Origin of the sequence: Pedobacter frigiditerrae (genome assembly GCF_032678705.1) — a bacterium.
Classification (GTDB): Bacteria; Bacteroidota; Bacteroidia; order Sphingobacteriales; family Sphingobacteriaceae; genus Pedobacter; species Pedobacter frigiditerrae_A.
The window spans coordinates 415,869-440,133 of sequence record NZ_JAVTSS010000001.1; the positions used below are offsets into that span (position 1 = coordinate 415,869).

General features: G+C 35.2%; 26 protein-coding genes. 12 read left to right on the forward strand and 14 right to left on the reverse strand.

The genetic code is table 11. The features are described 5' to 3' along the window. Positions 1-255 precede the first annotated feature (255 nt). Together R2Q59_RS01800 and R2Q59_RS01805 are read right to left on the reverse strand one after the other, a co-directional pair. Positions 256-897 (reverse strand): porin family protein, encoded by a 642-nt coding sequence (locus R2Q59_RS01800; RefSeq protein ID WP_316783188.1) that lies wholly within the window; start codon positions 895-897, stop codon positions 256-258. 11 nt (positions 898-908) lie between these two features. Then, a complete protein-coding gene (locus R2Q59_RS01805) occupies positions 909-1,364 on the reverse strand; it encodes a hypothetical protein (protein ID WP_316783191.1) in 456 nt (151 codons plus the stop codon). A 157-nt stretch (positions 1,365-1,521) separates the two neighbouring features. Here R2Q59_RS01805 and msrA point away from each other — a divergent pair, with 157 nt between their 5' ends. The 9 genes from msrA (at position 1,522) to R2Q59_RS01850 (ending at position 8,965) form a co-directional block, all read left to right on the forward strand. Beyond that, a complete protein-coding gene (msrA, locus tag R2Q59_RS01810; protein ID WP_316765313.1) occupies positions 1,522-2,163 on the forward strand; it encodes a peptide-methionine (S)-S-oxide reductase MsrA in 642 nt (213 codons plus the stop codon). 189 nt (positions 2,164-2,352) lie between these two features. After that, complete coding sequence (locus tag R2Q59_RS01815; protein ID WP_316765314.1) at positions 2,353-2,769, forward strand: cytochrome c maturation protein CcmE; 417 nt, start codon at positions 2,353-2,355, stop codon at positions 2,767-2,769. Continuing rightward, on the forward strand, positions 2,769-5,234 hold the full coding sequence (locus R2Q59_RS01820; RefSeq protein WP_316783194.1) for a heme lyase CcmF/NrfE family subunit: 2,466 nt from the start codon (positions 2,769-2,771) through the stop codon (positions 5,232-5,234). The genes R2Q59_RS01815 and R2Q59_RS01820 overlap by 1 nt, the downstream gene beginning before the upstream one ends. Further along, positions 5,234-5,995 carry a Rossmann-like and DUF2520 domain-containing protein gene (locus R2Q59_RS01825; protein ID WP_316783196.1) on the forward strand — a complete coding sequence of 254 codons (762 nt, stop codon included), beginning with the start codon at positions 5,234-5,236 and terminating at the stop codon, positions 5,993-5,995. Before R2Q59_RS01820 ends, R2Q59_RS01825 begins: the two co-directional genes overlap by 1 nt. A 41-nt stretch (positions 5,996-6,036) precedes the next feature. After that, positions 6,037-6,369 (forward strand): 2Fe-2S iron-sulfur cluster-binding protein, encoded by a 333-nt coding sequence (locus R2Q59_RS01830; protein WP_316765317.1) that lies wholly within the window; start codon positions 6,037-6,039, stop codon positions 6,367-6,369. A 65-nt stretch (positions 6,370-6,434) separates the two neighbouring features. Further along, positions 6,435-6,680, forward strand: a complete 246-nt coding sequence (iscX, locus tag R2Q59_RS01835; RefSeq protein WP_131553036.1) for a Fe-S cluster assembly protein IscX — start codon at positions 6,435-6,437, stop codon at positions 6,678-6,680. 58 nt (positions 6,681-6,738) lie between these two features. Then, entirely contained in the window at positions 6,739-7,266 is a 528-nt protein-coding gene (locus tag R2Q59_RS01840; protein WP_316783200.1) for an HAD-IIIA family hydrolase, read from the forward strand. A 645-nt stretch (positions 7,267-7,911) separates the two neighbouring features. Continuing rightward, positions 7,912-8,325 carry a Spy/CpxP family protein refolding chaperone gene (locus tag R2Q59_RS01845; RefSeq protein ID WP_316783203.1) on the forward strand — a complete coding sequence of 138 codons (414 nt, stop codon included), beginning with the start codon at positions 7,912-7,914 and terminating at the stop codon, positions 8,323-8,325. A 70-nt stretch (positions 8,326-8,395) separates the two neighbouring features. Continuing rightward, positions 8,396-8,965, forward strand: coding sequence for a Maf family nucleotide pyrophosphatase (locus R2Q59_RS01850; protein WP_316783206.1), 570 nt, complete (start codon positions 8,396-8,398; stop codon positions 8,963-8,965). A gap of 296 nt (positions 8,966-9,261) precedes the next feature. On the opposite strand, the gene R2Q59_RS01855 is transcribed toward R2Q59_RS01850, so the two are convergent. From R2Q59_RS01855 to R2Q59_RS01870, 4 genes are all read right to left on the reverse strand, one after another. Continuing rightward, on the reverse strand, positions 9,262-10,167 hold the full coding sequence (locus R2Q59_RS01855; RefSeq protein WP_316783208.1) for an exopolyphosphatase: 906 nt from the start codon (positions 10,165-10,167) through the stop codon (positions 9,262-9,264). A 1-nt stretch (position 10,168) separates the two neighbouring features. Then, on the reverse strand, positions 10,169-10,882 hold the full coding sequence (locus tag R2Q59_RS01860; RefSeq protein WP_316783211.1) for an SDR family NAD(P)-dependent oxidoreductase: 714 nt from the start codon (positions 10,880-10,882) through the stop codon (positions 10,169-10,171). A 290-nt stretch (positions 10,883-11,172) separates the two neighbouring features. Then, positions 11,173-12,504: an ABC transporter permease gene (locus tag R2Q59_RS01865; RefSeq protein WP_316783214.1), complete on the reverse strand. Its 1,332-nt coding sequence runs from the start codon at positions 12,502-12,504 to the stop codon at positions 11,173-11,175. Next, complete coding sequence (locus R2Q59_RS01870; RefSeq protein ID WP_316765326.1) at positions 12,497-13,408, reverse strand: ATP-binding cassette domain-containing protein; 912 nt, start codon at positions 13,406-13,408, stop codon at positions 12,497-12,499. The genes R2Q59_RS01865 and R2Q59_RS01870 overlap by 8 nt, the downstream gene beginning before the upstream one ends. A gap of 370 nt (positions 13,409-13,778) precedes the next feature. On the opposite strand from R2Q59_RS01870, the gene R2Q59_RS01875 reads away from it, so the two are divergent. After that, on the forward strand, positions 13,779-15,155 hold the full coding sequence (locus R2Q59_RS01875; protein WP_316783217.1) for a DUF3472 domain-containing protein: 1,377 nt from the start codon (positions 13,779-13,781) through the stop codon (positions 15,153-15,155). Positions 15,156-15,352: 197 nt separating this feature from the next. Here R2Q59_RS01875 and dnaJ read toward each other — a convergent pair whose 3' ends face one another. From dnaJ to R2Q59_RS01905, 6 genes are all read right to left on the reverse strand, one after another. Beyond that, positions 15,353-16,522, reverse strand: coding sequence for a molecular chaperone DnaJ (dnaJ, locus tag R2Q59_RS01880; protein WP_316783220.1), 1,170 nt, complete (start codon positions 16,520-16,522; stop codon positions 15,353-15,355). A gap of 155 nt (positions 16,523-16,677) precedes the next feature. Next, positions 16,678-17,259 (reverse strand): nucleotide exchange factor GrpE, encoded by a 582-nt coding sequence (locus tag R2Q59_RS01885; RefSeq protein WP_316783221.1) that lies wholly within the window; start codon positions 17,257-17,259, stop codon positions 16,678-16,680. A gap of 128 nt (positions 17,260-17,387) precedes the next feature. Continuing rightward, a complete protein-coding gene (locus tag R2Q59_RS01890) occupies positions 17,388-18,071 on the reverse strand; it encodes a cell division ATP-binding protein FtsE (protein WP_316783223.1) in 684 nt (227 codons plus the stop codon). A 2-nt stretch (positions 18,072-18,073) separates the two neighbouring features. After that, positions 18,074-18,277: a fructose-6-phosphate aldolase gene (locus R2Q59_RS01895; protein WP_131553022.1), complete on the reverse strand. Its 204-nt coding sequence runs from the start codon at positions 18,275-18,277 to the stop codon at positions 18,074-18,076. Positions 18,278-18,326: 49 nt separating this feature from the next. Beyond that, complete coding sequence (locus R2Q59_RS01900) at positions 18,327-20,222, reverse strand: gliding motility-associated C-terminal domain-containing protein (protein WP_316783228.1); 1,896 nt, start codon at positions 20,220-20,222, stop codon at positions 18,327-18,329. A 123-nt stretch (positions 20,223-20,345) separates the two neighbouring features. Then, positions 20,346-21,365 (reverse strand): acyl-CoA reductase, encoded by a 1,020-nt coding sequence (locus tag R2Q59_RS01905; RefSeq protein WP_316783230.1) that lies wholly within the window; start codon positions 21,363-21,365, stop codon positions 20,346-20,348. A gap of 77 nt (positions 21,366-21,442) precedes the next feature. On the opposite strand from R2Q59_RS01905, the gene R2Q59_RS01910 reads away from it, so the two are divergent. Then, positions 21,443-21,793 (forward strand): 4Fe-4S dicluster domain-containing protein, encoded by a 351-nt coding sequence (locus R2Q59_RS01910; RefSeq protein WP_316765333.1) that lies wholly within the window; start codon positions 21,443-21,445, stop codon positions 21,791-21,793. Between the two features lie 188 nt (positions 21,794-21,981). On the opposite strand, the gene R2Q59_RS01915 is transcribed toward R2Q59_RS01910, so the two are convergent. Beyond that, positions 21,982-22,425, reverse strand: coding sequence for a universal stress protein (locus R2Q59_RS01915; protein ID WP_316765334.1), 444 nt, complete (start codon positions 22,423-22,425; stop codon positions 21,982-21,984). A 100-nt stretch (positions 22,426-22,525) separates the two neighbouring features. Between R2Q59_RS01915 and R2Q59_RS01920 the strand changes: the two genes are divergently transcribed. Further along, the gene (locus R2Q59_RS01920) at positions 22,526-23,305 is read left to right on the forward strand and encodes a C40 family peptidase (protein WP_316783232.1); all 780 of its coding nucleotides are present in this window, start codon (positions 22,526-22,528) and stop codon (positions 23,303-23,305) included. A 291-nt stretch (positions 23,306-23,596) separates the two neighbouring features. Here the strand turns inward: R2Q59_RS01920 and R2Q59_RS01925 are convergent, their stop codons facing one another. Beyond that, on the reverse strand, positions 23,597-24,250 hold the full coding sequence (locus R2Q59_RS01925; protein ID WP_316783234.1) for a YceH family protein: 654 nt from the start codon (positions 24,248-24,250) through the stop codon (positions 23,597-23,599). Positions 24,251-24,265 lie beyond the last annotated feature (15 nt).

A 24,265-nucleotide genomic window follows, 5' to 3' on the forward strand; every position in this document is an offset into this window, starting at 1 on the left:
GCAGTCCCGCTTTGCGTTGCAAGTCCTCATCTCGTTCCTTAATTTCGGGCTTTACACTGCAATCGGGTTTAGAAAACGCAGGTTCTTGCAGCTATGACCGGTTTCCTTTGTACAGGCTTATTTAAATAGCCCAATCCCGATATTTATCGGGATAAGCGACATCCTTTTTTTTCATTCTGAGCTTTTCGAAGTACAAAAAAGATACAGCGGAATTTGGACTATGTTAACAGTATCATTGCAATTGCGCTTCAAAAACTAATCTTTCGAACCAAAAATATAACTGATGTTAAAAGTTGTATTCCCAGTTTTCAATTTTGGGTCATTTGGTGTAGGGCTTAAATCTGCAATTCCAGCTTCATATCTAAAATGGAAACCTAAAGTTTTAGACATGGTAAATCCAATTTTTGCGCTTGCTCCATAATCTAATGCTTTAAAGCTGTCTGTAGCAGCATTGCCAATTTTAAAATCTCCTTTAGAACTGGTGCCATCAAAGTTTTTAGCAGTGTAATTTGCGCTTGTTAAATAACCAACAAATACGCCTAAACCCAAGTCAAAATCAAATTCATCAGAAACTTCGAAGCTGCGCATAACTGGTAATGAAAATTGAACATACTTTAAACGGTTCTGATACTTCATTACTGGATTATTACTACCTATAAATATTTCGGTATACAAAGTTGCACCTTTTATGGTGTACGATAATTCAGGCTGGATAGCAAAGTTTTCTCCAAAATTATGGTTGTAAAATAATCCACCATTAAACCCAAACATAGATTTTCTGTCGGCATTAGAAGTGTAACTGTACTTGGCCATATTACCCCCTGCGGTAATCCCCACTTGTGCTTTTGCTAAAGTGATACTTGATGTAAATAAGAGTGTTAATAAAATTTTCTTCATGAGATGAATAATTAAATGATATGAAAAACAACATTTAATTGCAAAGTAATAGCAATGCAAAGACATAAAACCCAACCGAAATACCATTTTAAACTAATGCGGGTTTTAATAACTGCTTTGAAATATAAAAACAACATTACAACAACGCATAAAACAAGCGCAAACAAAAACTGATTTGCATTTGAAATGGGTAAGTAAGCCATTAGATAATAAGAAAGCAATAGGGCAGAACCTATAAAACAGACAAAACTTATCCGTCTAATAAATTCGAATTTCTTTTTGCCTAGAAAAAGTAAAGCTGCTAAAATCTGAATTCCCCATTTGGCGCCAGCAATACTGCCAGATAATAACATTTGCTGCATATTTTCATAAAGAACATACTTTTGGCCAATAAACCAACCTGTAATTAACGTTGATATTAAAAAATAAAGAAACGTTAAGCTGATGTCTTTTTCTGTGTTTTGCATTTAAACTGCTTGTTCATCAAAAATAGTTTGACAATCGCATAACTTATATACCTTGTACTGGGTATTTTAAACCCTGTCAAAGTAATTGTTATTTAGTAATGACAATCTTTAAAAACAAAGAATCATTGCATTGCGTATATTGTACAAAAGGATTTTTATGAAATATATATTTGGAATTTTAATTGCAGCATTGGCGTTTTCATCTTGTAGCAGTGGGGGCGAGCAAAAAAAAGCAGCATTGCCAAAACCTAATGCTAAGGAACAAGTTGCTGTTTTTGCAGGTGGCTGTTTCTGGGGGCTTCAAGAAGGCTTTTCAGAACTAAAAGGAGTTTCGAAGGCAACTAGCGGTTATGCAGGTGGAACAAAAGATAATCCGACTTACGAAGAAGTTAGCGCAGATAGAACTGGTCACGCAGAGTCGGTTCAAATCATTTATAATCCAAGTATAATTAGCTTTAGTCAGTTGTTGGAAGCATTTTTTGTCATGCATGACCCAACCCAATTAAACAGGCAAGGTCCAGATTTTGGCACCAGTTATCGCTCTGTTGCTTTTTACAGCAATGAATCAGAAAAGAAACAGATTGAGGCAGCCATTCTTAAATACAATAGGGCAAAATTGCATAGCGATGCAGTGGTTACTGAAGTAAAGCCTCTCGAAAAGTTTTACCCCGCAGAAGAATATCATCAAAATTATTATCGCCTACACCCAGATGAAGGCTATATTACTAATGTTTGCGGACCAAAAGTTCAAAAACTTCGTGCAGCATTGCCGCAACTTCTTCAAGATGAATATAAGTAAAAGTGTTCATTTGTTCAGTGGTTCATTCGTTCATTAGTAGTCATACGTCCCAATGAACTAATGAACCATTGAACCTTTAATAGAGAACTATCAATTAATTGTCAAGATGCGCATTAGAGAAGCCCCAAAATGCCTTAGCTAAGCCTAATTTTTTATCTTTGTGGTCTAGATTTTTAATTTAAAACCTACATGAGAAAAAGTGCTATTATCGGTTTAATTACAATTGCCATTTGTATTGGCTTTTTGGTAAGCTTAAACGCAGAGACAGATACCTATTCTAATTTTAACGAGGCATCATCTTCAAATAAAGAAGAACACGTAATTGGACATTGGGAGAAAACCAAAGGCACACATTACGATGCGATAAAGGATCCAAATCATTTTGCTTTTTATATGAAAGATGAAAAGGGCGATGTAAAGAAAGTAGTTTTAAATGGTACAAAACCTCAAGATTTTGAGCGTTCTGAGAAATTGGTTGTTATTGGCAAAATGGAAAATGAAACCTTTCGTGCCTCTAAAATATTAATGAAATGCCCTTCTAAATACAATGATGAAATGGTTGAAGTAAGCCAAGACGGTCAGGTTAAACAATACAAAAAATCTTAATGGATATTCAATTTATAGGAGAAAACCTCCTTCCTGGTAAAATAGGGCAATTTTTTATAGTGCTCTCTTTTGCAGCATCGCTATTATCTACTATCGCTTATTTCTTCGCTGTTAAAAATAAAGACGAACAAGATAAATCTTGGACTAAACTAGGTCGCATAAGTTTTTTGGTAAACTTGGTTTCGATTATTGGTATTGGTTCAACGCTGTTTTATCTAATCTTAAATCATTATAACGAATACAATTACGTTTATGCTCACTCTTCTAAAGAATTGCCAGTTTATTACATCGTTTCTGCTTTTTGGGAAGGACAAGAAGGAAGTTTTTGGCTTTGGGCATTTTGGCAATCTATTTTAGGGACAATTCTAATTTGGAAAGGGAAAACTTGGGAGAATGGCGTAATGACTGTTATCGCTTTTTCGCAAGTGTTTTTAACCTCTATGTTGTTGGGTGTTGAAATTTTTGGGCAAAGAATTGGTAGTTCGCCATTTATCCTGTTAAGAGATGCTGTTGATTTAAAATCAATGGCGCCAGTGGTTTTTGCAGACCCAGAAAATTTTAAAAACTATTTGAAGTTTATTGTAGATGGTAAAGGTTTAAATCCATTGTTACAAAACTATTGGATGGTTATACATCCACCAACCTTGTTTTTAGGTTTTGCAAGTATGGTAGTGCCTTTTGCTTATGGTATTACGGCTTTATGGACCAGACGTTATAAAGATTGGGTTAAACCTGTATTACCTTGGACATTATTTGCCGTAATGATTTTAGGAACGGGTATTATTATGGGCTCGTTTTGGGCTTATGAGGCGCTTAACTTTGGTGGTTTTTGGGCTTGGGACCCTGTAGAAAATGCTTCTATTATTCCTTGGTTAACTTTAATTGCAGGTGTACACGTTTTAATAGCTTACAAAAACACTGGTCACGCATTTTTTACCGCGATGGCTTTAATGTTAATGAGTTTCATTTTGGTGCTTTATGCTTCCTTTTTAACAAGAAGTGGTATTTTGGGCGATACTTCTGTGCACTCGTTTACAGATTTAGGAATGTTTGGCCACCTAATAGCATACATCTTAGCATTTGTTATCATTAGTGTCTATTTTATTGCCACAAGGTGGAATGAATTACCAATAACCCATAAGGATGAAGAAACTTATTCTCGTGAATTTTGGATGTTTATTGGTGCTTTGGTTGTAACGGTTGCTTGTTTGCAAGTAATTGTCACAACATCTTATCCTGTATTTAATAAGATTTTTGGCACCTCCAAACTGATAAGTAATCCAATTGAATATTATAACAAATGGCAATCTGGTTTTGCATTTTTAGTCACGTTAATTTCTGGGTTTTCTCAATACTTAAAATATAAAAGAACAGACCCTCGTCGTTTTTACAGCAGTTTAATCTCATCAATTGTATTCAGCTTAGTTTTAACAGCATTGTTCGTATACTTTACAAAAGTGTATACCAATTTAATGTTTATTCTCTTGACGTTTAGCTGTCTGTTTGCCGTATTATCTAATGCAAGATTGTTAACGGGAATTTTTAGCTCAAAAGGAAGTAAGTTGGCTGGTTCGGCAATTGCACACATCGGCTTTGCCATTTTATTGTTAGGTGCATTGGTTGCCGCGGCTACGAGTAAGGTTGTTTCAATTAATGCCACAAATCAAATAGATGTTAGGGATTTCGAAAAAAATCAAAAGCCTGGCGAAAATATCATGCTATTTAAAAACGAGCCTAAAAAGATGGGCAAGTATACAGTAACTTACATCAGTGATACTACGATAGCTCCAAATACAATTTATACGCTTAATTTTAAAGTTATTGATGCAGCTGGCAAGGTGAAGGAAGAATTTGAGGTAAATCCAAATGTTCAGCAAAATGAAAAAATGGGTTTAATATCTTCTCCAGACACTAAGCATTATTTAACTTCTGATATCTACACACACATGACCAGTGTTAAGGCTAATGAAGAAGAACATGGCGACCATGAAGGGCATGCGGAGGAAGAAAATTTTAAAGCACCAAGAATAGTTACGCTAGCTGTTGGTGATACAATTCATACAAGCAGTGGTGTTTTAACGGTTAACCCGATAAATAGAAATCCGGTAGTAAAACATTTAAAATTAGCACCAAGCGACTTAGCTATAGGCCTGCCATTAGTGGTTGATGTGAGTGGTAAAATCTATAAAGCCGAACCATTATTTTTGGTAAAAGGAAATAACACATTTGACTTTGCCAGAAATATTGAAGAACTGGGCTTAAGATTAAGGTTTACAAAAGTACTTCCTGACCAAAATAAATTTGAAGTACAGGTATATGAAAAACCACAACAAGCTAAAGATTGGGTTGTATTTAAATCTATCGAGTTTCCACTCATCAATTTGTATTGGGTTGGTACGATTATAATGGTTGTGGGTTTCTTAATCTCTATTTTCAGAAGAAAAAAAGAACTCAAAACGAGCTAATGAAGGTTGTTGTTATAGGAGCTGGAAACGTTGCTACACATCTTGCTACAGCAATATCCGCTGCAAATGTGCAAGTAACGCAAGTATGGTCTTATCACAATGAAAATGCGGAAACTTTAGCTGCCGAGCTTAATGCAAAGGCAATAGTTAATTTAAGCGAGATAGACTTAGATGCTGATATTTGCCTTATTGCTATCAAGGATGATGCAATTGCTGAGATTGCCAATCAATTAAAAAAATTTAAAGGTTTAATTGCACATACTTCTGGTGCTGTTAACTTGAATGTTTTTGAAGGTGATTTTGAAAATTACGGGGTGTTTTATCCTTTACAAACATTTTCAAAAAGTAAGGAAGTAGATTTCAAAGTTATTCCACTTTGTTTAGAAGCAAATAATAAAAACTCCTTAAATAAGCTTAAAGAGTTAGCTGATAAATTGAGTAAAAACATAGTAGAGATAAATAGCGAAAAACGTAAGATTTTACATTTGGCAGCTGTTTTTGCTTGTAATTTCACCAATCATTTATATGCTTTGGCGGAAGAAATTTTAAAAGCTAATCAACTGGAATTTGATATTTTAAGACCTCTAATTGCTGAAACGGCTGTTAAGGTTCAAAATGCATTTCCACTAGATGTGCAAACTGGACCAGCAATTAGAAACGATGAACTAACATTAATTAAGCACCAAGAATTGTTGCTACAACAGCCACAGTTGTTAGATATATATAAAACATTAAGTGATAGCATTAAAAAAACCAAATAATTAGAAAATTGCGGTTTTAGCTAATACCTTTGCAAATAATTATGAGTATTTTTAAATTAAAGATAAATTTTGAAGAAGCGGGTAAAACACCTGTTGAATTGCCAATTGCTGCCGGTGAGGATGTTTTAGATATCTGCTTAGATAATGGAATTGAATTGCAACATAACTGCGGTGGTGTGTGTGGCTGCAGTACTTGCCATATCTATGTAAATAAGGGTATGGATAATATCCAAGAAATATCTGACAAGGAAGAGGATTTTATTGATAGAGCGGTGAGACCGAGAATTACTTCACGTTTGGCTTGTCAGTGTGTGGTTATGGATGGAGATATTGAAGTTACAATTCCAGACCAATCAGAATTTTTAGGACACTAAATTAAGTTTTGAGTTGGGAGTCATTAGTCCTGAGTCAGACATAACAAAACATTACAACAAAAACTATGAACAACGATAAATTTGCATTACCAATTTACTGGAACGACCACGAAGATATAGCTCAAGAACTTTATGAGAAATTTGGTGATGAATTTAACGAAGCGAAAATTTATCGCATCAGATTTACTGAATTGTTAGATTGGGTACTTTCATTACCTAACTTTAAAGGCACTCGTGAAGAAAGTAATGAAGGCCATTTAGAGCAAATCCAATCTGCTTGGGTTTATGAATGGAGAGATAACCAAGATTAAGTTAAAAGTGGAAAGTATAAAGTGAAACCTTAACTTTCAACTTTAAACCTTTAACTCTATGTTCCTAGAAAATCTAAAAAATATAACAACTTTTGTTTTTGACGTTGACGGTGTGTTAACCGATGGGACTGTTATTGCTTCAGAATCTGGGGACCTTTTACGTAGTTTTAATATTAAAGATGGTTATGCTTTGCAACTGGCCTTAAAAAAAGGTTATAACATCTGCATTATATCTGGTAGTGGTGGCCCTGCTACTACAAAACGTTTCGAAAACTTAGGATTACCCGATGTCTTTTTAAAAGTAGGAGACAAGGTTGAAGTTTTTGAAGCTTATTTAAAAGAAAAAAATATTTCTCCAGCACAGGTTTTATACATGGGAGATGATATGCCCGATTATTATGTCATGCAATTGGTAGGTCTCGCTACTTGCCCAATTGATGCCGTTGATGAAATTAAACAAATATCTCACTACATTTCTCCTAAAAAAGGCGGCGACTCTGCTGTTAGAGATGTGATTGAAAAAGTATTGAAGGTTCAACAAAATTGGTTCGACCTTAATCCTTCTGCATGTGAAGCGAGCAAATAATTAACGTAGTCGTCATCCTCAGCTTTCCGAAATAAATCCTTTCGTGTGGACACATCTTTTTGCTCATTGCCCTTTAGAACTTTTGCAAGGTCCATTCCTATTATTACTGTCTTTAGCCGAGTACGACAGTCAATCCCCAGTGCCAGCCCAATCAAAAAAACAGGAGCACAAAAGAACAATTGGCACTTCCAAACCTTAAACGCAGTGGTTTTGCGTAATTAATTGCATAGACATTGGTTTTGCAGTAGCAAGCAAAACGAAGTGCCACTGTTTTTTTGATGAGCGAGAGCCTGTGAAAAGGCACATAGCGGTATTGACGAGCATTTTTGCATACTTTTGATGCTTCAAAAGTTTGATGCCCGCCGGCATAGAGGCTAGCATAAATCTCAATATTTGTGTCCGCACGAGAGGAAGTAAATCGGGACAAGTGACTGGGCATCGTAATGCGATTGGACCTTCAAGTTGATATTATTGAATTAAATTTAATACATTCTCCTTAATAATCAGCCGTTTAAAAATGTTACAATTATTTATATTAATCCATTAAACTTTCTAATAATTTCATGCTCTAAGATTCGTTAAAACAAAACAACCAGAGATTTTTAGTTCGTCTAGAAGTTCCAAAAACACTTAAAAAACAAAAACATGAAAAAATTAGTATTATCATTAGTACTTGTTGTAGGCTTAGCTTTTGCAGCAAATGCGCAACAAGGTGGTGGAGGTCAACGTCGTCCACAAATGACTCCAGAAGAAAGAGTAAAACAGTTAGATGAAAAAGTTAAATTAACTGACGAGCAAAAAACTAAAGTTACAGCTGTTTATGCTGAAGCAGCAGAAGCTCAGAAAAAAATGCGTGAAGAAATGATGGCTGGTGGTGGTACTCCAGACAGAGCTGCAATGATGGAAAAAATGACCAAAATGACAGCTGAAACTGACACTAAATTAAATGCAATTTTTACAGCTGAGCAAAAAACAGCTTACAAAACTTGGCAAGATGAAGTTAAAGCTGCTAGAGAAAAAGCAATGAAAGAACGCCAAGCTGGCGGTGGTGGTAAATAATCACTAACAATATTTTCAATAACAAAAGCGACTTATGGTCGCTTTTGTTATTTTAGCACAAATTTAGCACATGTACAAACAGCAACACCCAATCGTTTTAGCTTCTAAATCTCCTCGTCGACAAGAATTAATGAAAGCATTAGGCCTTGATTTTACCATCGAACTAAAAGAAGTTGATGAAAGTTTTCCTGATGGTTTACAACCTTCAGCAGTTGCTGTTTACATATCGGAGAAAAAAGCAAAAGCTTTTGGCTCATCTACAAATCAAATTACCATTACTGCTGATACAATTGTAGCCCTAGATGGGGAAATTTTAGGGAAACCCATTGATAAGGCTCACGCACAAGAAATGTTGAGAAAATTATCTGGTCGCAAACACGAAGTTTATACTGGCGTTACCCTTATCAAAGATAATCAACTGACTTCATTTTATGATTTAAGCGAAGTATTTTGTAGAGAAGTTAGCGAAGTAGAAATTGAATATTACATTGACAATTTTAAACCTTTTGATAAAGCTGGCTCTTATGGTGTGCAAGATTGGTGGGGATTGGTTGTAGTTGAAAGGATTAATGGATCTTATACCAATGTAATGGGCTTGCCAACTGAAAAATTGTATCAGGCATTGAGTGATTTGAAATAAGGAGTTTCTTTAAGGATTTAGTAAAGCATAATGGTGGAGCTTGCTTTATAAAAGGTGGAGCCTAGTCTATGAATGGTGGAGGCTACTTTATAAATAGTGGCGCTTAATCTATGAATGGTGGGGGCTAATTTATAACAGTGGAGCTTACTTTATAAAAGGTGGGGCTTACTCAATAAATGGTGGAGGCTACTTTATAAACAGTGGAGTTTGCTTTATAAAGGGTGGAGCTTATTCTATAAATAGTGGGGACTACTTTGTAAAAGGTGGAGCTTAGTTCATCAAGAGTGGCAATATTTCTAACTCTTCAAACTCTGCAAAACGCCCATTTTCAAATCGTACGTAGATAATTTGATGGTTTTGATATCGAGCTCATCTAAAATATAGTTTGTTAAAATACTTGCCATCACAATCATATCAACACGTAAAGGAATTAAGCCTTCCATATTTGCTCTTTCTTGATGAGTTGAGTTGATGAGCTTGGTGGCTAGGTTTCTGTAATCCAATAATGGAATGTCAGCTGTGGCTGTAGTTTTAATGTCAATAGCAGGATTAATCATTCCAACAAAGGTTTCAAAAGCGCCAGCAGAACCAATTAAAGTTTCTGGTTCATATTCCTTGCAGATAATTTTTAAAGCTTTTAATTCCTCCTCTAAATGATTGATGATTGAGTTGGTATCTGCCTCATTTATTGGGTCTGATTTGAAAAATGCTTGCATCAGCCTTGCGGCACCAATATTATAGCTTTTTTTCCAAACCAAATTTTCTTCGTCGCAAAGTATAAATTCAGTACTTCCACCACCAATATCCATAATGAGTGATTTCCCCATAATTGCTCCGCTCCATTTTACACCTTCGTAAATGTATTGCGCTTCTTCATCACCATCAATTATATCAATTTCAATTCCTGCCCTTTCTTTAGCTGCTTCAACAAATTCTAATCCATTCATCGCACTGCGAACACCAGATGTTGCCGTTGCTTTAACTACATCAATCTCATATTTATCTATCTCTGCCTTAAACTCTTGCAGGCAAGTTATACCACGCTCAAATGCTGTTGGGATAATTAAATTATTTTTGGTGATGTCTTCACCTAACTTAACAGGCTGATTAGTTTTATAAATAATTTGAAGTTCGCCAACGTTTTGTTCGGCAATTATTAAATGAAAAGTATTTGTTCCTAAATCGATAACGGCTAATCTCATGTTACATTCTTTCGTATAAAAAGCGTGGCATCAGTTTTAATAACCAGGCAATGATTCGCCAACGCTTGGTTACATAAATAACGCTTTTTTTAACTTTAATTGCATTAAATATTTGTAACGCTGCTTTTTTTGGACTCGCCACCCAAAATTTACCTGGTCCCTTAGCCATTTTGGTATCTACAAAACCTGCTCTTATATCAGTAATTGAAATGGCTAATTTTTGTTTTTTTGCCTTTTGTCTTAATCCTTCTAGGTAATTAATCTGATAAGCTTTACTTGCATTGTAAGCCGGAGCGAAAGCGCTACCTCTTAATCCTGCTATGGAACTAATTACAGCAATTTGTCCGCTTTTTTGCTTTTCGAAATATTGATATGCCCAAACCATAGCTTTATTAAATCCTACTACATTAACATCAATTGTTGGTAGTTCTATATCTATTTTTAAGTCTGAGTTTAATTCTCCAACTCCAGAGCTGTAAATCAATAAGTCTAAACCACCTAATTGTTCGATAATGATATTAAGGTTTTCTTCTAAATTATCTGCAGTAACATCAAAAGGCAAATAGTAAAAGCTATCAGGTTTTTCATTGTCTAATTTCGCCAATAAATTTTCCCTGCGACCAGTAATGCCAACTTTATAGCCATTATCTGCAAGTAGTAAAGCCAAAGCTTTTCCAATACCTGATGTTGCACCAATTACGATTGCTTTTTTCATATTTTAGAGTTAAACTTTGTCAAAGTTCTTAAACAGTATGCAAGGACTTTGACAAAGCTGATCCTAAGAACCAATAACTTTATTAAATAAACCTGATTTAGCGAGATGCCGTCCCGATAATTATCCGGATCAACGGCAGAAGCGAGAGCAGGGCTTTCATTGCCGATAAGCACTTACAATCGTTTTCAAAATTTTTAACCACTAATACACCAAGTTCATATTTATAGCTGTAATGCTGAGCTTAGTATAAGCATGTCCTAAAAGTCTTCGACTACGCTCAGACTGACAAGCTAATTTTTATAAGTAAACCACTTAAACATTTCCTTGAAAGTAGTTTTCTTGCCGTACATTAAAATACCAACACGGTAAATTCTACTAGCAACCCATACGGTGCCAATAAAACCGACAACTAAAATTGCCATAGATAATGCCAATTCCCATCCTGGAACGCCATAAGGTAGACGAACCACCATTGCAATAGGAGAGGTAAATGGTATCATCGAAAGCCAAAATGCTACATTGCCATAAGGATCGTTTGTAACCACACTTAAGGATAATGCATAGCCTAATAACAAAGGCATCATGACAGGCATCATGAATTGCTGAGTTTCTGTTTCACTATCTACGGCAGAACCGATAGCAGCATATAATGCACTATAGAACAAATACCCGCCAATAAAGAAGAAAATAAATACCGATACAATTTTACCGAAATCCAATCCAGCCAAGCTTTTCTGAATATCAACCATAGGGCCTTGTGGTGCTTGTACAACTGTAGTTCCGGTAGAAACCTGACTTCCACTTTGTGCCGAAGCAGCAATCTTTTTCACATCTGCCTTGTCTATAAGTACAGTAGCTGCAATTGTACTAATGGTTAATGTTAACACAATCCACAAAATAAACTGAGTTAAACCTACCAAGGCAATACCAATGATTTTACCCATCATCAATTGAAAAGGCTTAACCGAAGAAATCATTACCTCTATAATTCTGCTTGTTTTTTCTTCAATTACACCACGCATCACTTGTATGCCGTAAAGCATGATGAACATAAACATCAAAATTCCGGCAATAAAGGCAATTATTGTACTGGCTCCGGCACTGCTAGATTCTTCCTTGCCGGTATCAGCAATCTTTTTGGTTTCAATATCAACCGATGTTTTCAATTGGTCTAAATCTGCCTGTGCTATACCAGATTCCTTCAATTTCTGATTGCGAATTAACTCCTCGATATCTCCAGAAATCCTGTTGTTTAAAGATAAACCAGCTTGTTTCTCTCCAAATAACTCAACACCTTTCGGTTCAGCTAAACTGAATTCGGGTAAATATAAAACATAGTCGAAATCAGAATTTTTGAGTGATTTTTTCACCTCTTCTAACGACTGATTTACATACTCATATTCTGTGTTTTTATCAGAAGCTAGTTTTTCAGTTAACGTTTTATTTGTGCTAACTACAGCTATTTTATCGTGTGTGTCTTTTATGCCTTTGTAAGTGAAATAACCAATCAAACCATAAATACCTGCTATTAAAAGCGGCGTTAAAAACGTCATAATAATGAACGATTTTTTCTTCACTCTCGATAAATATTCCCTACGTATAATGAGTAAAACCTTATTCATAATCTTGTCTTTTAACTTTGTCAATAAAAATATCGTTCATTGTTGGTATCACTTCATCTAAACGATGAATGGCTACATAAGGCAATAACGTTGCTAAAACCTCATTAGCCGTTTTGTCTTTCTGTAATTGAATTTTTAGTAGAGTTTTGCCTTTTATGTTTTCGGTTTGCAATACATCAAAAATGCCTTTTGCATTTGCTGTATTGTAATCTCCTTCATACTCTATCCAGTAAGTATTGTTACGATAAGTCCCTTTAATTTCATCAACACTGCCATCCAAAATCTTTTTAGAGCGGTCAATTAAAGCAATATGGTCGCAAAGTTCTTCAACACTTTCCATTCTATGGGTAGAGAAAATAAAAGTTGCTCCTTGTCTGTTTAATTCTAAGATTTCATTCTTAATGATATCTGCATTTACAGGGTCGAAACCAGAGAAAGGCTCATCTAAAATGATTAGCTCAGGTTGATGTAAAACCGTGGCCACAAATTGCACTTTCTGCTGCATTCCCTTACTTAAATCTTCTACTTTTTTATTCCACCAACTGCCCATTTCTAACTTCTCGAACCAAAATTTGATACGTTTAGTAGCTTCAGCAGTGCTTAATCCCTTTAATTTAGACAGATATAAAACTTGCTCGCCGATTTCCATTTTTTTGTACAAGCCACGTTCTTCAGGTAAATAACCAATCTGCGAAATGTGATTTGCATTTAAACGTTCGCCGTTAAAAAGCACTTCGCCGCTATCTGGTGCAGTAATTTGAGTAATAATTCTAATTAAAGAAGTTTTGCCTGCACCATTTGGGCCCAATAATCCAAATATTTTTCCGCTTTCTACCTCCAAGCTAACTTGGTCTAAAGCACGGTGCGTGGCATATTGTTTAACAATATTTTTTACGCTTAGCATTTACGATGTTGTTTTAGTTTAGTAAATATAAGATGCAAGGCTGATTAAAATGTTACTATTTAAAGGAAAGCTGATGAATTTATTTTTTTGAAAATGAATGGCAGTGTTTCATCGGGTTTTTTAGCCCTGCTTTTCGTTACAATCTTTTTGCTGTCACGCTGAGCGTAGTCGAAGTGTAAGCAATACAAAAAGTATTTCCACTACAATCAGGTTTAGATTTGAAAGGCAGTGGTTCTTTTGAACCGTTGTAAGGTTACTTCGGCAATATTTTTCTGCAATTATCTTCACGCAAACGTTTGTTTGTGAGGGTCAAAAGCATAGTTTTTAAATTTAATAATCGGTTAATTTGTTAAACACAAAATCAACAAAAATGAAACCTATTTTAAGTTTATTTATCGCTCTGCTTATTTTCTCTAATGTGAGCGTAGCACAACAAAATCAAGTATTTGTAATCCCAGCAAATAAGGGGTATGTAGAACCTTTTACAACTGGTCGACCAGGAGTTTCCATCCCGGTAGGTTATCCTGAAAATAAAGGAATAGTTTCTAATTGGCGAGACCAAAATAAAAATGTGGTTTGGTATCTATACCAAAAAACTGGTAGTTATGATTTTTCCTTTAACAACATTGTAGATGAAGGTAAGACTTTAGAATTTGAGTTGACTGTTACACCAACATACCCAGTAGCAGGTTTTAAAAACTTAAAGAAAAAAATAACTTTTAAAGGGACTGGTAAAGTTGATAGTTTATTTGTTGCTAAAATCGTGATTCCAAATATTGGATATTTCAAATATGAACTAAAGCCTATTTCAAATCCAGCATCTGCTATTAAAATTAACTCATTAGTGTTTAAATCACTTCAACCTAATGGGCAAGTAAACCAAACTGATTACCAGTCATCGCCATCAGTACACTTAAGTTTCAGTACAACCGCACCAACAACGAAAGCCTACAACTGGATTTATCAAGAGATTTTAGTGCCAAAAGGTGCAGACCCTTTAGCAACTTATTACATGAGTTTGGGTTTTTATCGCGGTTATATGGGTATACAAACTAATTCTCCAACAGAAAGAAGGGTATTGTTTTCTGTTTGGGATAGTAAGGATGCTGAAAATGATAAGTCTATTACTAAGCAAGATTTCGTTTCGTTTGTAGATAAGGATGAAGCAACAACTATAAATAGCTTCGGTGGTGAGGGTACAGGTGGACAATCATACGTGAAAACAGCCGATTGGAAAACTAACGAACCGGTTAAATTTATAATGAATGTAAAAGCAGAAGATAACAATTCAGTGCTGTTATCTGCTTGGTACAAATTAGAAGGACAAGATTGGAAATATGTTGCAACTTGGAGAGCGCCTAAAGAGCACAGAATGTTTGATGGCTTTTACTCTTTTATAGAAAACTATGGACATACCAATGGGCAGTTGCGTAGAGAAGCTTACTATTACAATGCTTGGGGAAAAGAAGCAACTACTGGGAAATGGGTTAATTTTAATAAAGTTAGATTTTCTAATACAGATGGTAAAGTTGGTCAGCGTATAGATTTTGAGCAGGGAGTTTCACCAAAATTTGCAGATAGGTTTTATATGGCATCTGGTGGTTATACACCAACTATAAAAACTGCAAATGAAATCCCGTTGTCTTCAAAATCATTTGATGTTGATTTAAAGCCTTTTGAAGACCGTATTTTATTGGCATTAAAAAATGAAGCTGGTAACCAAGAAAAGTTCAAGAAAAGCAAATAGCCCAAATCTTAATTAAAACTTTTCTCAGCGTCATTGCCAGCTCGACTGGCAATCGTAATGCTATGGTAGGCTTAGTAGATATAATAACGCTTCAGGATTAGTTTCGCTGAGCACTTCGTGCCTCGCAATGACGGGTTAACTGCTAACAGAAAAACCGATGCTTTTGGCATCGGTTTCTTTGTTTAATCTAATTTATCTTATTCAAAATACTCTTTCATTTTATCGAAGAAGCTTTTGTCATTCTTATTAGGCTGTGGTTTGAAGTTAGGAGATTCTCTTAGTTTTTCTAAAATTGCTCTTTCTTCGCTACTTAGCGCTTTTGGAGTCCAGATATTTACGTGAATAATCTCATCACCTCTGTGGTAAGAATTTATTTCTGGAATACCTTTTCCTTTTAAGCGTAATAATTTTCCACTTTGTGTACCTGGCTCAATTTTAATTTTTGCCTTTCCATCAATAGTTGGCACTTCTGCACTGTAACCTAAAGCTGCATCAACAATGCTTACGTGTAAATCGTAAACGATGTTATTGCCTTCGCGTTTTAAGGTTTCGTGAGGTAATTCTTCAATCAAGATGATTAAATCTCCAGGAACGCCGCCATTTGGAGCCGCATTACCTTTGCCAGCCATACTTAACTGCATACCTTCGCTTACACCAGCAGGAATGTTTATTGTAATGGTTTCTTCACCACGTACAGTTCCTTCGCCATGACAAGCACCACATTTTGCGGTAATTTGTTGTCCGCTACCATGACAAGTAGGGCAGGTTGCTGTGGTTTGCATCTGTCCTAAAATGGTATTGGTAACTCTACGAACTGCACCACTACCACCACAAGTTTTACAAGTACTTACAGAACCTTTATCTTTTGCGCCAGAGCCATCACAAGTTTTACAAGTGATTTGTTTATTTACTTTGATTTTTTTCTCAGCGCCGTTTGCAATTTCCTCTAAAGTTAATTTAACCTTAATACGTAAATTACTTCCTTTAGCTACTCTACGGCCACCGCCACCACGAGATTGTTGGCCACCGCCAAAGAAACTGTCAAAAGGACTTCCGCCACCACCAAAAATATCACCAAACTGGCTGAAAATGTCATCCATATTCATACCGCCACCGCCATAACCACCGCCACCTGCAGCACCACCAACACCAGCGTGACCATATTGGTCGTAACGCTGTTTCTTCTCAGGGCTACTTAATACCTCATAGGCTTCTGCAGCTTCTTTGAATTTATCTTCTGCAGCTTTATCGTCAGGGTTTTTATCTGGGTGATATTTAATAGCCAGTTTACGGTAAGCTTTTTTAATTTCTTCCGCCGATGCGCTTTTGGTTACGCCAAGTATATCGTAAAAATCTCTCTTGCTCATTTCTAATTAATGATTGAATGATTGAGTTTTGAATAATTGAATTATTAAATGAAAGAATTATAGAATGAGTGAATATTAGATGCCACTCTATAATTCAATTCTTCTCTCATTTAAAATTATTAATAATTCAAACCTTTTCTCATTCAAAATTTTATTTATGCACCAACCACTACTTTGGCAAAGCGAATTACTTTGTCATTTAATGTGTATCCTTTTTCTAATTCATCAACTACTTTACCTTTCAAATCATCAGATGGAGCAGGTATTTTCGTAATTGCTTCGTGAATATCAGTATCGAAAACAGTGTTAATGCTTTCCATTTCTTTTAAACCTTTTTGGCTCAAGATGCTTTTCAATTTAGTTTGAACCAACATTACACCTTCACGAATTGCACTCACTTCAGTTGCATTTTCAGTTGCTTTTAAAGCACGTTCAAAATCATCTAAAACAGGTAACATAGAAACTACTACATCTTTACCAGCTGTTTGCAATAATTCTACGCGTTCTTTTTGCGTTCTGCGTTTGTAGTTATCAAATTCAGCAAATAAGCGTAAGTATTTATCGTTTAATGCAGTGTTTTCAAGTTGCAATTTTTCTTCAACTGAAAGTTCTATAACAGGTTCTGCAATTGCACTTTCTGTATCAGTAGTTGTTTCGCTTTGCGCAGTTTCTACTTCTTGCTCAGCCTGATTATTTTCTATAATCGGTTCTTCTTCCTTTTTCTTCTTATTAAACATGTTTTGTATGCGTGTTTTTTGTGTTCAAACTCAAAAGTTTTGCCAATAACTAAAATCAGCCATGCTGTCAGTTTAAATGAATAATAACTGAACAGAATGGCTGAAATTTAATATTTTGTCAGAATTGACTAAGCAATTTGTGCATCCTCGTGTACCACACCACTTTCGCATTTAATGATACGAGAAGGGAAGGTACGGATGATGTGGTAATCATGTGTTGCCATTAAAACGGCAGTTCCACTTTGACTGATTTGTTTCAATAATAAAACGATTTCTTCAGATGTATCTGGGTCTAAGTTACCAGTAGGCTCATCAGCTAAAATAATTTCTGGATTATTTAATAAAGCTCTTGCAATAACTACTCGTTGTTGTTCGCCACCAGAAATTTCATGAGGCATTTTTTTAATTTTAGAACGTAAACCTACTTTCTCCAAAACGTCTTTAATGCGTTCGTTAATTAAGTTTTTATCATTCCAGCCAGTTGCTTTTAAAACGAACTCTAAATTTTGTTCAACAGTTCTATCGCTTAATAATTGAAAATCTTGAAACACGATTCCAAGCTTTCTGCGCAAATAGGGCACATCTTTATCAGCTAAGTTTTTAAGGTCGAAACCAGCAACAGCGCCAGCTCCATTACCTATATGTAAATCGCCGTAAATAATTTTTAATAAACTACTTTTTCCAGAACCAGTTTGACCGATTAAAAATACAAATTCGCCTTTGGCAATATCTAGGTTTACGTTTGATAGAACCAAGTGTTTTTGTTGAAAAACATCAACTTTTTGCAAGTTGATAACTATATTTTCTGCCATAATTAAATATCTAATTTAGTAACCTGTCCAAAAGGCAAGTCATTAATAATGTTCATGATTTGGTCTTGTTTATCACCCAAGCCTAATTTATCTAAAGATTTATCAGGTCTATCAACTCTAAAATAAGCGAGTAAGGTAAACTTCTCATCTCTAAGTTGTACGTAATCTGGTATTTTGGCAATGCCTTTTACTTTAATGATATACATTGTTCAAAAATAGCATTTCTAGCCGATAATTGAATTGAAAAAATCGATTTTATCTAGTTAATAAAACCCATCCCGAATAGGTTTTAAAATCTTCATTTAAATAGAGAGTATAATAATAAACTCCAGTTGGCAAGTTTTTGCCATTAGATTTTCCATCCCACGGTTGTGTATTTGTACTTTGGAAAACCAGTTGCCCGTTTCTGTTTACCACTTTTAGCTTTGGATTGGGGAAAGAAGCTATTGAAGGTATATTCCAGCTGTCGTTAATGCCATCCCCGTTCGGAGTAAATGCAGAAGGTATCTCTATTTTTGGATATACCTTAACAAAAACTTCATCAGTACTTACATTGCAGTTTGATTGTACGGTTAGCGTGTAGGTGATGTCATTTGGAGGCGTTGCTATTGGATTTAATTTGGTTGGGTCATCTAAATAAGTAGCTGGCGACCACAAATAAGTCACGTTATCTCCCATTGCATTTCCATTTAAAGTAACCGATTGGCCGAACAACATTTTTTTATCTTCTCCAGCATTGGCTGATGCACTTTTTAAAACTGTGATTGTAATATCCTTAGTAACTGAGCAAGTCCCATTTGAAACCGATACTTTGTAGGTGGTAGTCTGTTTAGGAGAGGCGATTGGGTTGGCAATATTTGGATTTGATAATCCATCAATAGGTAGCCAAGTATAAGAAGAGCCTCCACTTGCTTCTAAGTCAACAGTTTCGTTCTCGCAAATCGTAGCAGCAGTAATATTTGTATTGGCAATAACCAATGGCAAAACCTGTACCTGAGTTTGACTTGTATTTGAACAGCCAGAAGCGTTAAGAACAGTAACGGTATAAATTCCGGCAGAATTTAGGCTAACATTAGGTATGATTGGGTTTTGTGCTGTAGAAGTAAAACCATTTGGTCCAGTCCAGCTAAAAGAAACTCCTTGGTTTACGTTTAACTGAATGTTTTTTCCAACACAAGCTGCTCCACTATTACTGGCAACAGGGCTTGGTTTATCATTTACATTAATGGTTAAAATAGCTGAAGATGTTCTGCAATTTGGAGAGTTGATGTTTGGTCGCTCGGCTACTGATAAACGATATTTATAAGTGCCAACAATGGCATTTGTGAAACTTATTGTGGTTTGGGTTGCATTTGCTCCACTAATATCTGTCCAAATTGTACCATTTAATTTTTGCCATTGATAAACAGGATCATTGTAGCCCGAAGAGACACTTGCCGCTAGGTTATAGTTAGCACTTTGCCCAACACATAAATCTGCGTTAACACTATTACTATTAATTGAAGTTGCAATTGTTGGTCCGCAAGCTCTAAAAGTGATGTCGTCTAACGCAAGGTCATTTCCAGAACCTCCTGGATTTTCATTGGTCATTTTTAATGTGATTACTCCCACGTTTGAAGGAGTAGTAAAAATGGTTCCATATTTAATCCAACTAGTAGGGCTACCTTCAATAATATCTCCAGTAGAAAATTCTTTAATTGGAGTGCCATTATTTTCAATTGTAAATTTAATATTGGGTTTGATGCCGCTTCCACGTAATATATTTATAACCCAAGCTGCAAATTCGTAAGTGGTATTTGGACAAAGATTATTTATTGTTGTTTGATAAAAAATCCCTTTGTTATAATCTGCATTCACCAACATCATAAAACCAGTAGGGTCGTTTGGAGTATGATTAACTATGGATTGGTGCCAACCAGGATTTAAACCAGCACTACTTTGTACAACTGTGTATTGACCATCATTTGGATTGCCAGCTACATAGAAATAATTTGTTTCGGCTATTTGAGGACCAATATTACTAGACCCTCTACCGAAATCTATATTAATTACAGGATCTCCTAATGTTCCAGTACATACCTGAGCATTAATTTCTGAAATGGAAAAAATTAAAATGAGCGCAAGGATATACCTGCGTAATGTTTGTTTCAATAGCTATTTGGTAAATTTTTAACAAAGTAGCAATTTTTTATGAGCTAGGCTTGCTAAAATAGCGATGTTGTGTTAATGTTGTGGTTGTTTGCTATTCACCAAATATCCAACTGTTGTTAAAATCTAGAGCTTATTCAGAAATTCTAGAGTATTCACATTATCAGCATAATCCCAAAGCTTTGGGTTTTGACTGTCGCCAAAACCTATTTTTTCTTTGTTAATGTTCAGCGATAATTTTGAAACCACACACTGAATTTGCTCATCTTGCGCATTTAACTTTTCTTCAACATTGTTGATGGATGTATATTCTTCATAAAAAAGAACAGCCAGCGGCGATACAAAATTCTCATCTTCCTTAACCAATAGAAAACCATTATCGAAGTGTTTTACGCCATTTACCAAATAGATAGATTTGTTGTAATCGTAATTGTTGTTGTATTTAAAATGATTAACAATGGCTTGGTACTTTTCAACTGGTTCAAAAAAGTTCTTTAAATCATAATTGGTTGGAACATAAATTTTAGAGACATTTCTGCATCCCAAGCCAAAATAATCAAATATATCGTGACCTAAATTTTCAAGTTCTGTTGCAGTTTCATCTCCACTTAAAACGGCAACACTGTTTCTATTTTTACGGATAATGTTAGGCACTTTAGAAAAATAATAATCAAAGTACCTTGAGCTATTATTGCTGCCAGTGGCAATAATCGCATCAAAATCCTTTAATCGCTCTACATATTCAATTCGATTTGCTAATCCTGGTTCAAAAACAACCAACTGTTTTAAAAGCGCAGGTAGCAATTTATCATCTGCTGAGGACATTTTAATTAATGCAATATTCCCAGTTGCCAATACACAAAGTACATCGTGAAAACCAACCAAAGGAATATTTCCTGCTAATATTAATCCTACTTTTTTCGGGTTTTCATTAAGCTCAATTTCATCAAACCATTTAATTAAATCATCGCTATTAAGCATGTTACTTAAGGAAATCATAGCTTTTTGAACTTCATCAAAAGTAAACCAAGCGTTATGATGACTTGCAGATTCCATCACATATTTGAACTCATCGCTAGGATTAGCCATGAACTCACTTAGTTTTTGTAATGCAATAATTAAACTTCCTTTGGTAAGTGATGACATATTTAGAACTATTATAAATCGATTATTGTTATATTTGCAGTGCAAAGTTAAACTTAGCAATAGATATACACGAAGACATGGCGATTAAAATAACAGACGAATGTATTAATTGTGGAGCATGTGAGCCAGAATGCCCAAATAATGCAATATATGATGCAGGTACAGCCTGGAGATTTTCTGATGGTACAAATTTAGATGGTATCATTGATTTTGGCGGAGAACAAATGGATGCAGGAGCTTCTCAAGAAGCAGTTTCTGATGAAGTTTATTACATTGTTTCTGATAAATGTACAGAATGTAAAGGGTTTCATGATGAACCACAATGTGCTGCGGTATGCCCGGTAGATTGTTGTGTTGATGATGAGGATGTTCGCGAAACAGAAGAAGAATTATTGGCTAAAAAAGCTTGGTTACACCAGGAAAATTAGTCTTGAGTTCTGAGTAATCAGTCTTGAGTCGAATAATTTATATAAGAGATGCTTTTAAGCATCTCTTTTTTTGTTTAATTTTTTAATGAGCAACTTTTAGAATACGGTAAATTGTAATTATAGCCATTTTATTTATTCGCTTTTTTGCGTCTTGCTACTCCTTCCCTTTGGGGAGGTTGGGAGGGGCCTTAGTCTTTATTAGGTACTATCAAAACTGGACAAGCAGATTTTCTAGCTACATGTTCAGCAACACTTCCCATTAAAAAATGATAAAGACCACCTCGGCCATGAGTTCCAATTACGATTAATTGTGCTCCCCATTCCTCAGCTTGTTGAATAATGCCGTGAGTTGCCGTATCTAAACTTGTTAGATAAGTTGTAGGAATGCCGTTTCCATATTTATTTGAAATTTCTTGCAATAAAGTATGACTATTTTCCTCACTATTATCATACATCTCCATAAACACTGGGGCTAATGTAAAATCAGGATTAACAGTAGCGGGTGCTGGTTCAATTATATTTAATAATGCGACTTCAGCCTCAAATTTGAATGCCATTTCGTAGCCTGTTTTTGCTGCTTTTTCAGAACACGTACTGTTATCTACAGCAATTAATATTTTTTTAAAGTCCATGATATAAGCATTTAGGTTTACGATATTAAAATTAACAAATTAAAGGCGTAAATGTTTATGTTGTGATGTTAATCACTATTTTTGGATATACATTTTATATATGGATAACTACCACGTTTGTAGGCTTGCAGTTGCGCCAATTAGAAAAGAACCATCAGACAAGAGTGAAATTGTTTCTCAATTATTATTAGGTGATAGGGTCGAAGTTTTAGAAAAGACAGAGAAATGGTGCCTAATTAAAACTCATCACGATAATTATGAGGGTTGGATGGATTACAAACAACTCCAAAAAATTTCTGATTTGCAGTTTCACGATGAAAAAGCTTTTTCAAATTTAACCCCATTTCAATTAGATAATACTTTAATTGCAAGCAACGGAACTAAATATTATTTAAGTCCGGGTAGTACGTTGCCTTATTTCGAAAATGGATTTTGTTATGTAGGCGATGAAAGATTTGAAGTTACATCAAAGCCTTTTATTCCGAGCAAAAACGATTTTAAATTGAATGTAGAGCAATCAGCTAAGTTTTTCGAGAATACTCCTTATTTATGGGGTGGAAGAACTTTTTTTGGAATTGATTGCTCTGGATTTGTACAAATAGTTTATAAATTAAATGGGATTCAAATTAAACGAGATGCTTCACAACAAGCAGAACAAGGAGAAATAGTTGACTTTTTAGCATCGGCTTTATTAGGAGATTTAGCTTTTTTTGATAACGAAGATGGAAAAATTACCCACGTTGGTTTAATGTTAAGCAACGACAAAATTATCCACTCTGCTGGTAAAGTTCGCATAGACCCAATAGACGACCAAGGGATTTACAATGCAGAATTAGGTAAGTACACTCATAAGTTGAGGATAATTAAGAGGTTTGTATAATTGTTAATGATATAACTGATGCTCTAAAATTTGGAGCGCAGTTGTAGTACTGAAATTTGAGTTAGTCCTGCTAAACGCTTTACTCTCCGCCTTCGGCGTATCGTGTTCGCTTATATCAGGGCTATAATGTTAGGCTTGTGCAAGTAATACCCCTCATAGTAGCAAAAGCTAAGTTTTATAAACCTGATTGGAGTGAATGCCAATTTTTCATTGGCAGCAACAAAAAGCAGGACTATCTATTCCTATGAAATGCCGTTATTGCTTTCCATTTAAAATTGACAAACAACAATATTAACCCATCAATTCCTTCATCAGTTTATCAAAATTGGTTTTCAGTTCTGCTAATTCTTCTTCAACTTTTGTTAAACGTTCTTCTAATTCGTTGTTGTTTTTAGGACTTTCTTCAACAATATATTCTTCCTCAAAAGTTTCAATGTCTCCAGCAAAAAGATGCATGTAACGTTGCTCTTTTTGTCCTGGTTTGCGAGGTAATTGCTTAATGTAAGCTGGTTCATCGCTAGCTAACTTTTCTAAAACTTGTTGAACTTCTTCTAAAGTTTCAAATTCATATAATCTGCCAGAGTTGGTATTAATCTCTCCTGGCGTTTGTGGGCCACGTAAAAATAACAAACACATTACAGCAACTTCTGATGGTAAAACAGGAAATACGATGGCAAAGTTATGCTTATACTTTATGTTTCTGATAGAACCACCTGTGGCTGTAGAAATTAGACCAGCAATTTTTAAAGAATTTAAAGCTGTAGTAATTGTAGACTCATCATATTGAACGACAGGTTTACGAGACGTTTTCTGGTTACAAGCAGCAGCTAAACCATTCAAAGTCATTGGGTAATAATCTGGCGTGGTTTTGCTTTTTTCCATCAAAGCGCCTAAAACTCTTATCTGCGCTGCATCAAGTATCGGTAGAGGTTTGTTTGTGTCCATGCGATAAATATAATG

What these genes read in the sequence shown, in the direction of transcription:
- R2Q59_RS01840 (WP_316783200.1), top strand. Translation starts at nt 6,739, where the DNA reads ATGTTCCTAGAAAATCTAAAAAATATAACAACTTTTGTTTTTGACGTT.
- dnaJ (WP_316783220.1), bottom strand. Translation starts at nt 16,522, where the DNA reads ATGAGCAAGAGAGATTTTTACGATATACTTGGCGTAACCAAAAGCGCA.
- R2Q59_RS01815 (WP_316765314.1), top strand. Translation starts at nt 2,353, where the DNA reads ATGAGAAAAAGTGCTATTATCGGTTTAATTACAATTGCCATTTGTATT.
- R2Q59_RS01845 (WP_316783203.1), top strand. Translation starts at nt 7,912, where the DNA reads ATGAAAAAATTAGTATTATCATTAGTACTTGTTGTAGGCTTAGCTTTT.
- R2Q59_RS01925 (WP_316783234.1), bottom strand. Translation starts at nt 24,250, where the DNA reads ATGGACACAAACAAACCTCTACCGATACTTGATGCAGCGCAGATAAGA.
- iscX (WP_131553036.1), top strand. Translation starts at nt 6,435, where the DNA reads ATGAACAACGATAAATTTGCATTACCAATTTACTGGAACGACCACGAA.
- R2Q59_RS01870 (WP_316765326.1), bottom strand. Translation starts at nt 13,408, where the DNA reads ATGCTAAGCGTAAAAAATATTGTTAAACAATATGCCACGCACCGTGCT.
- R2Q59_RS01850 (WP_316783206.1), top strand. Translation starts at nt 8,396, where the DNA reads ATGTACAAACAGCAACACCCAATCGTTTTAGCTTCTAAATCTCCTCGT.
- R2Q59_RS01855 (WP_316783208.1), bottom strand. Translation starts at nt 10,167, where the DNA reads ATGAGATTAGCCGTTATCGATTTAGGAACAAATACTTTTCATTTAATA.
- R2Q59_RS01885 (WP_316783221.1), bottom strand. Translation starts at nt 17,259, where the DNA reads ATGTTTAATAAGAAGAAAAAGGAAGAAGAACCGATTATAGAAAATAAT.
- R2Q59_RS01865 (WP_316783214.1), bottom strand. Translation starts at nt 12,504, where the DNA reads ATGAATAAGGTTTTACTCATTATACGTAGGGAATATTTATCGAGAGTG.
- R2Q59_RS01915 (WP_316765334.1), bottom strand. Translation starts at nt 22,425, where the DNA reads ATGGACTTTAAAAAAATATTAATTGCTGTAGATAACAGTACGTGTTCT.
- R2Q59_RS01920 (WP_316783232.1), top strand. Translation starts at nt 22,526, where the DNA reads ATGGATAACTACCACGTTTGTAGGCTTGCAGTTGCGCCAATTAGAAAA.
- R2Q59_RS01820 (WP_316783194.1), top strand. Translation starts at nt 2,769, where the DNA reads ATGGATATTCAATTTATAGGAGAAAACCTCCTTCCTGGTAAAATAGGG.
- R2Q59_RS01875 (WP_316783217.1), top strand. Translation starts at nt 13,779, where the DNA reads ATGAAACCTATTTTAAGTTTATTTATCGCTCTGCTTATTTTCTCTAAT.
- R2Q59_RS01910 (WP_316765333.1), top strand. Translation starts at nt 21,443, where the DNA reads ATGGCGATTAAAATAACAGACGAATGTATTAATTGTGGAGCATGTGAG.
- R2Q59_RS01800 (WP_316783188.1), bottom strand. Translation starts at nt 897, where the DNA reads ATGAAGAAAATTTTATTAACACTCTTATTTACATCAAGTATCACTTTA.
- R2Q59_RS01890 (WP_316783223.1), bottom strand. Translation starts at nt 18,071, where the DNA reads ATGGCAGAAAATATAGTTATCAACTTGCAAAAAGTTGATGTTTTTCAA.
- R2Q59_RS01895 (WP_131553022.1), bottom strand. Translation starts at nt 18,277, where the DNA reads ATGTATATCATTAAAGTAAAAGGCATTGCCAAAATACCAGATTACGTA.
- R2Q59_RS01860 (WP_316783211.1), bottom strand. Translation starts at nt 10,882, where the DNA reads ATGAAAAAAGCAATCGTAATTGGTGCAACATCAGGTATTGGAAAAGCT.
- R2Q59_RS01905 (WP_316783230.1), bottom strand. Translation starts at nt 21,365, where the DNA reads ATGTCATCACTTACCAAAGGAAGTTTAATTATTGCATTACAAAAACTA.
- msrA (WP_316765313.1), top strand. Translation starts at nt 1,522, where the DNA reads ATGAAATATATATTTGGAATTTTAATTGCAGCATTGGCGTTTTCATCT.
- R2Q59_RS01830 (WP_316765317.1), top strand. Translation starts at nt 6,037, where the DNA reads ATGAGTATTTTTAAATTAAAGATAAATTTTGAAGAAGCGGGTAAAACA.
- R2Q59_RS01825 (WP_316783196.1), top strand. Translation starts at nt 5,234, where the DNA reads ATGAAGGTTGTTGTTATAGGAGCTGGAAACGTTGCTACACATCTTGCT.
- R2Q59_RS01805 (WP_316783191.1), bottom strand. Translation starts at nt 1,364, where the DNA reads ATGCAAAACACAGAAAAAGACATCAGCTTAACGTTTCTTTATTTTTTA.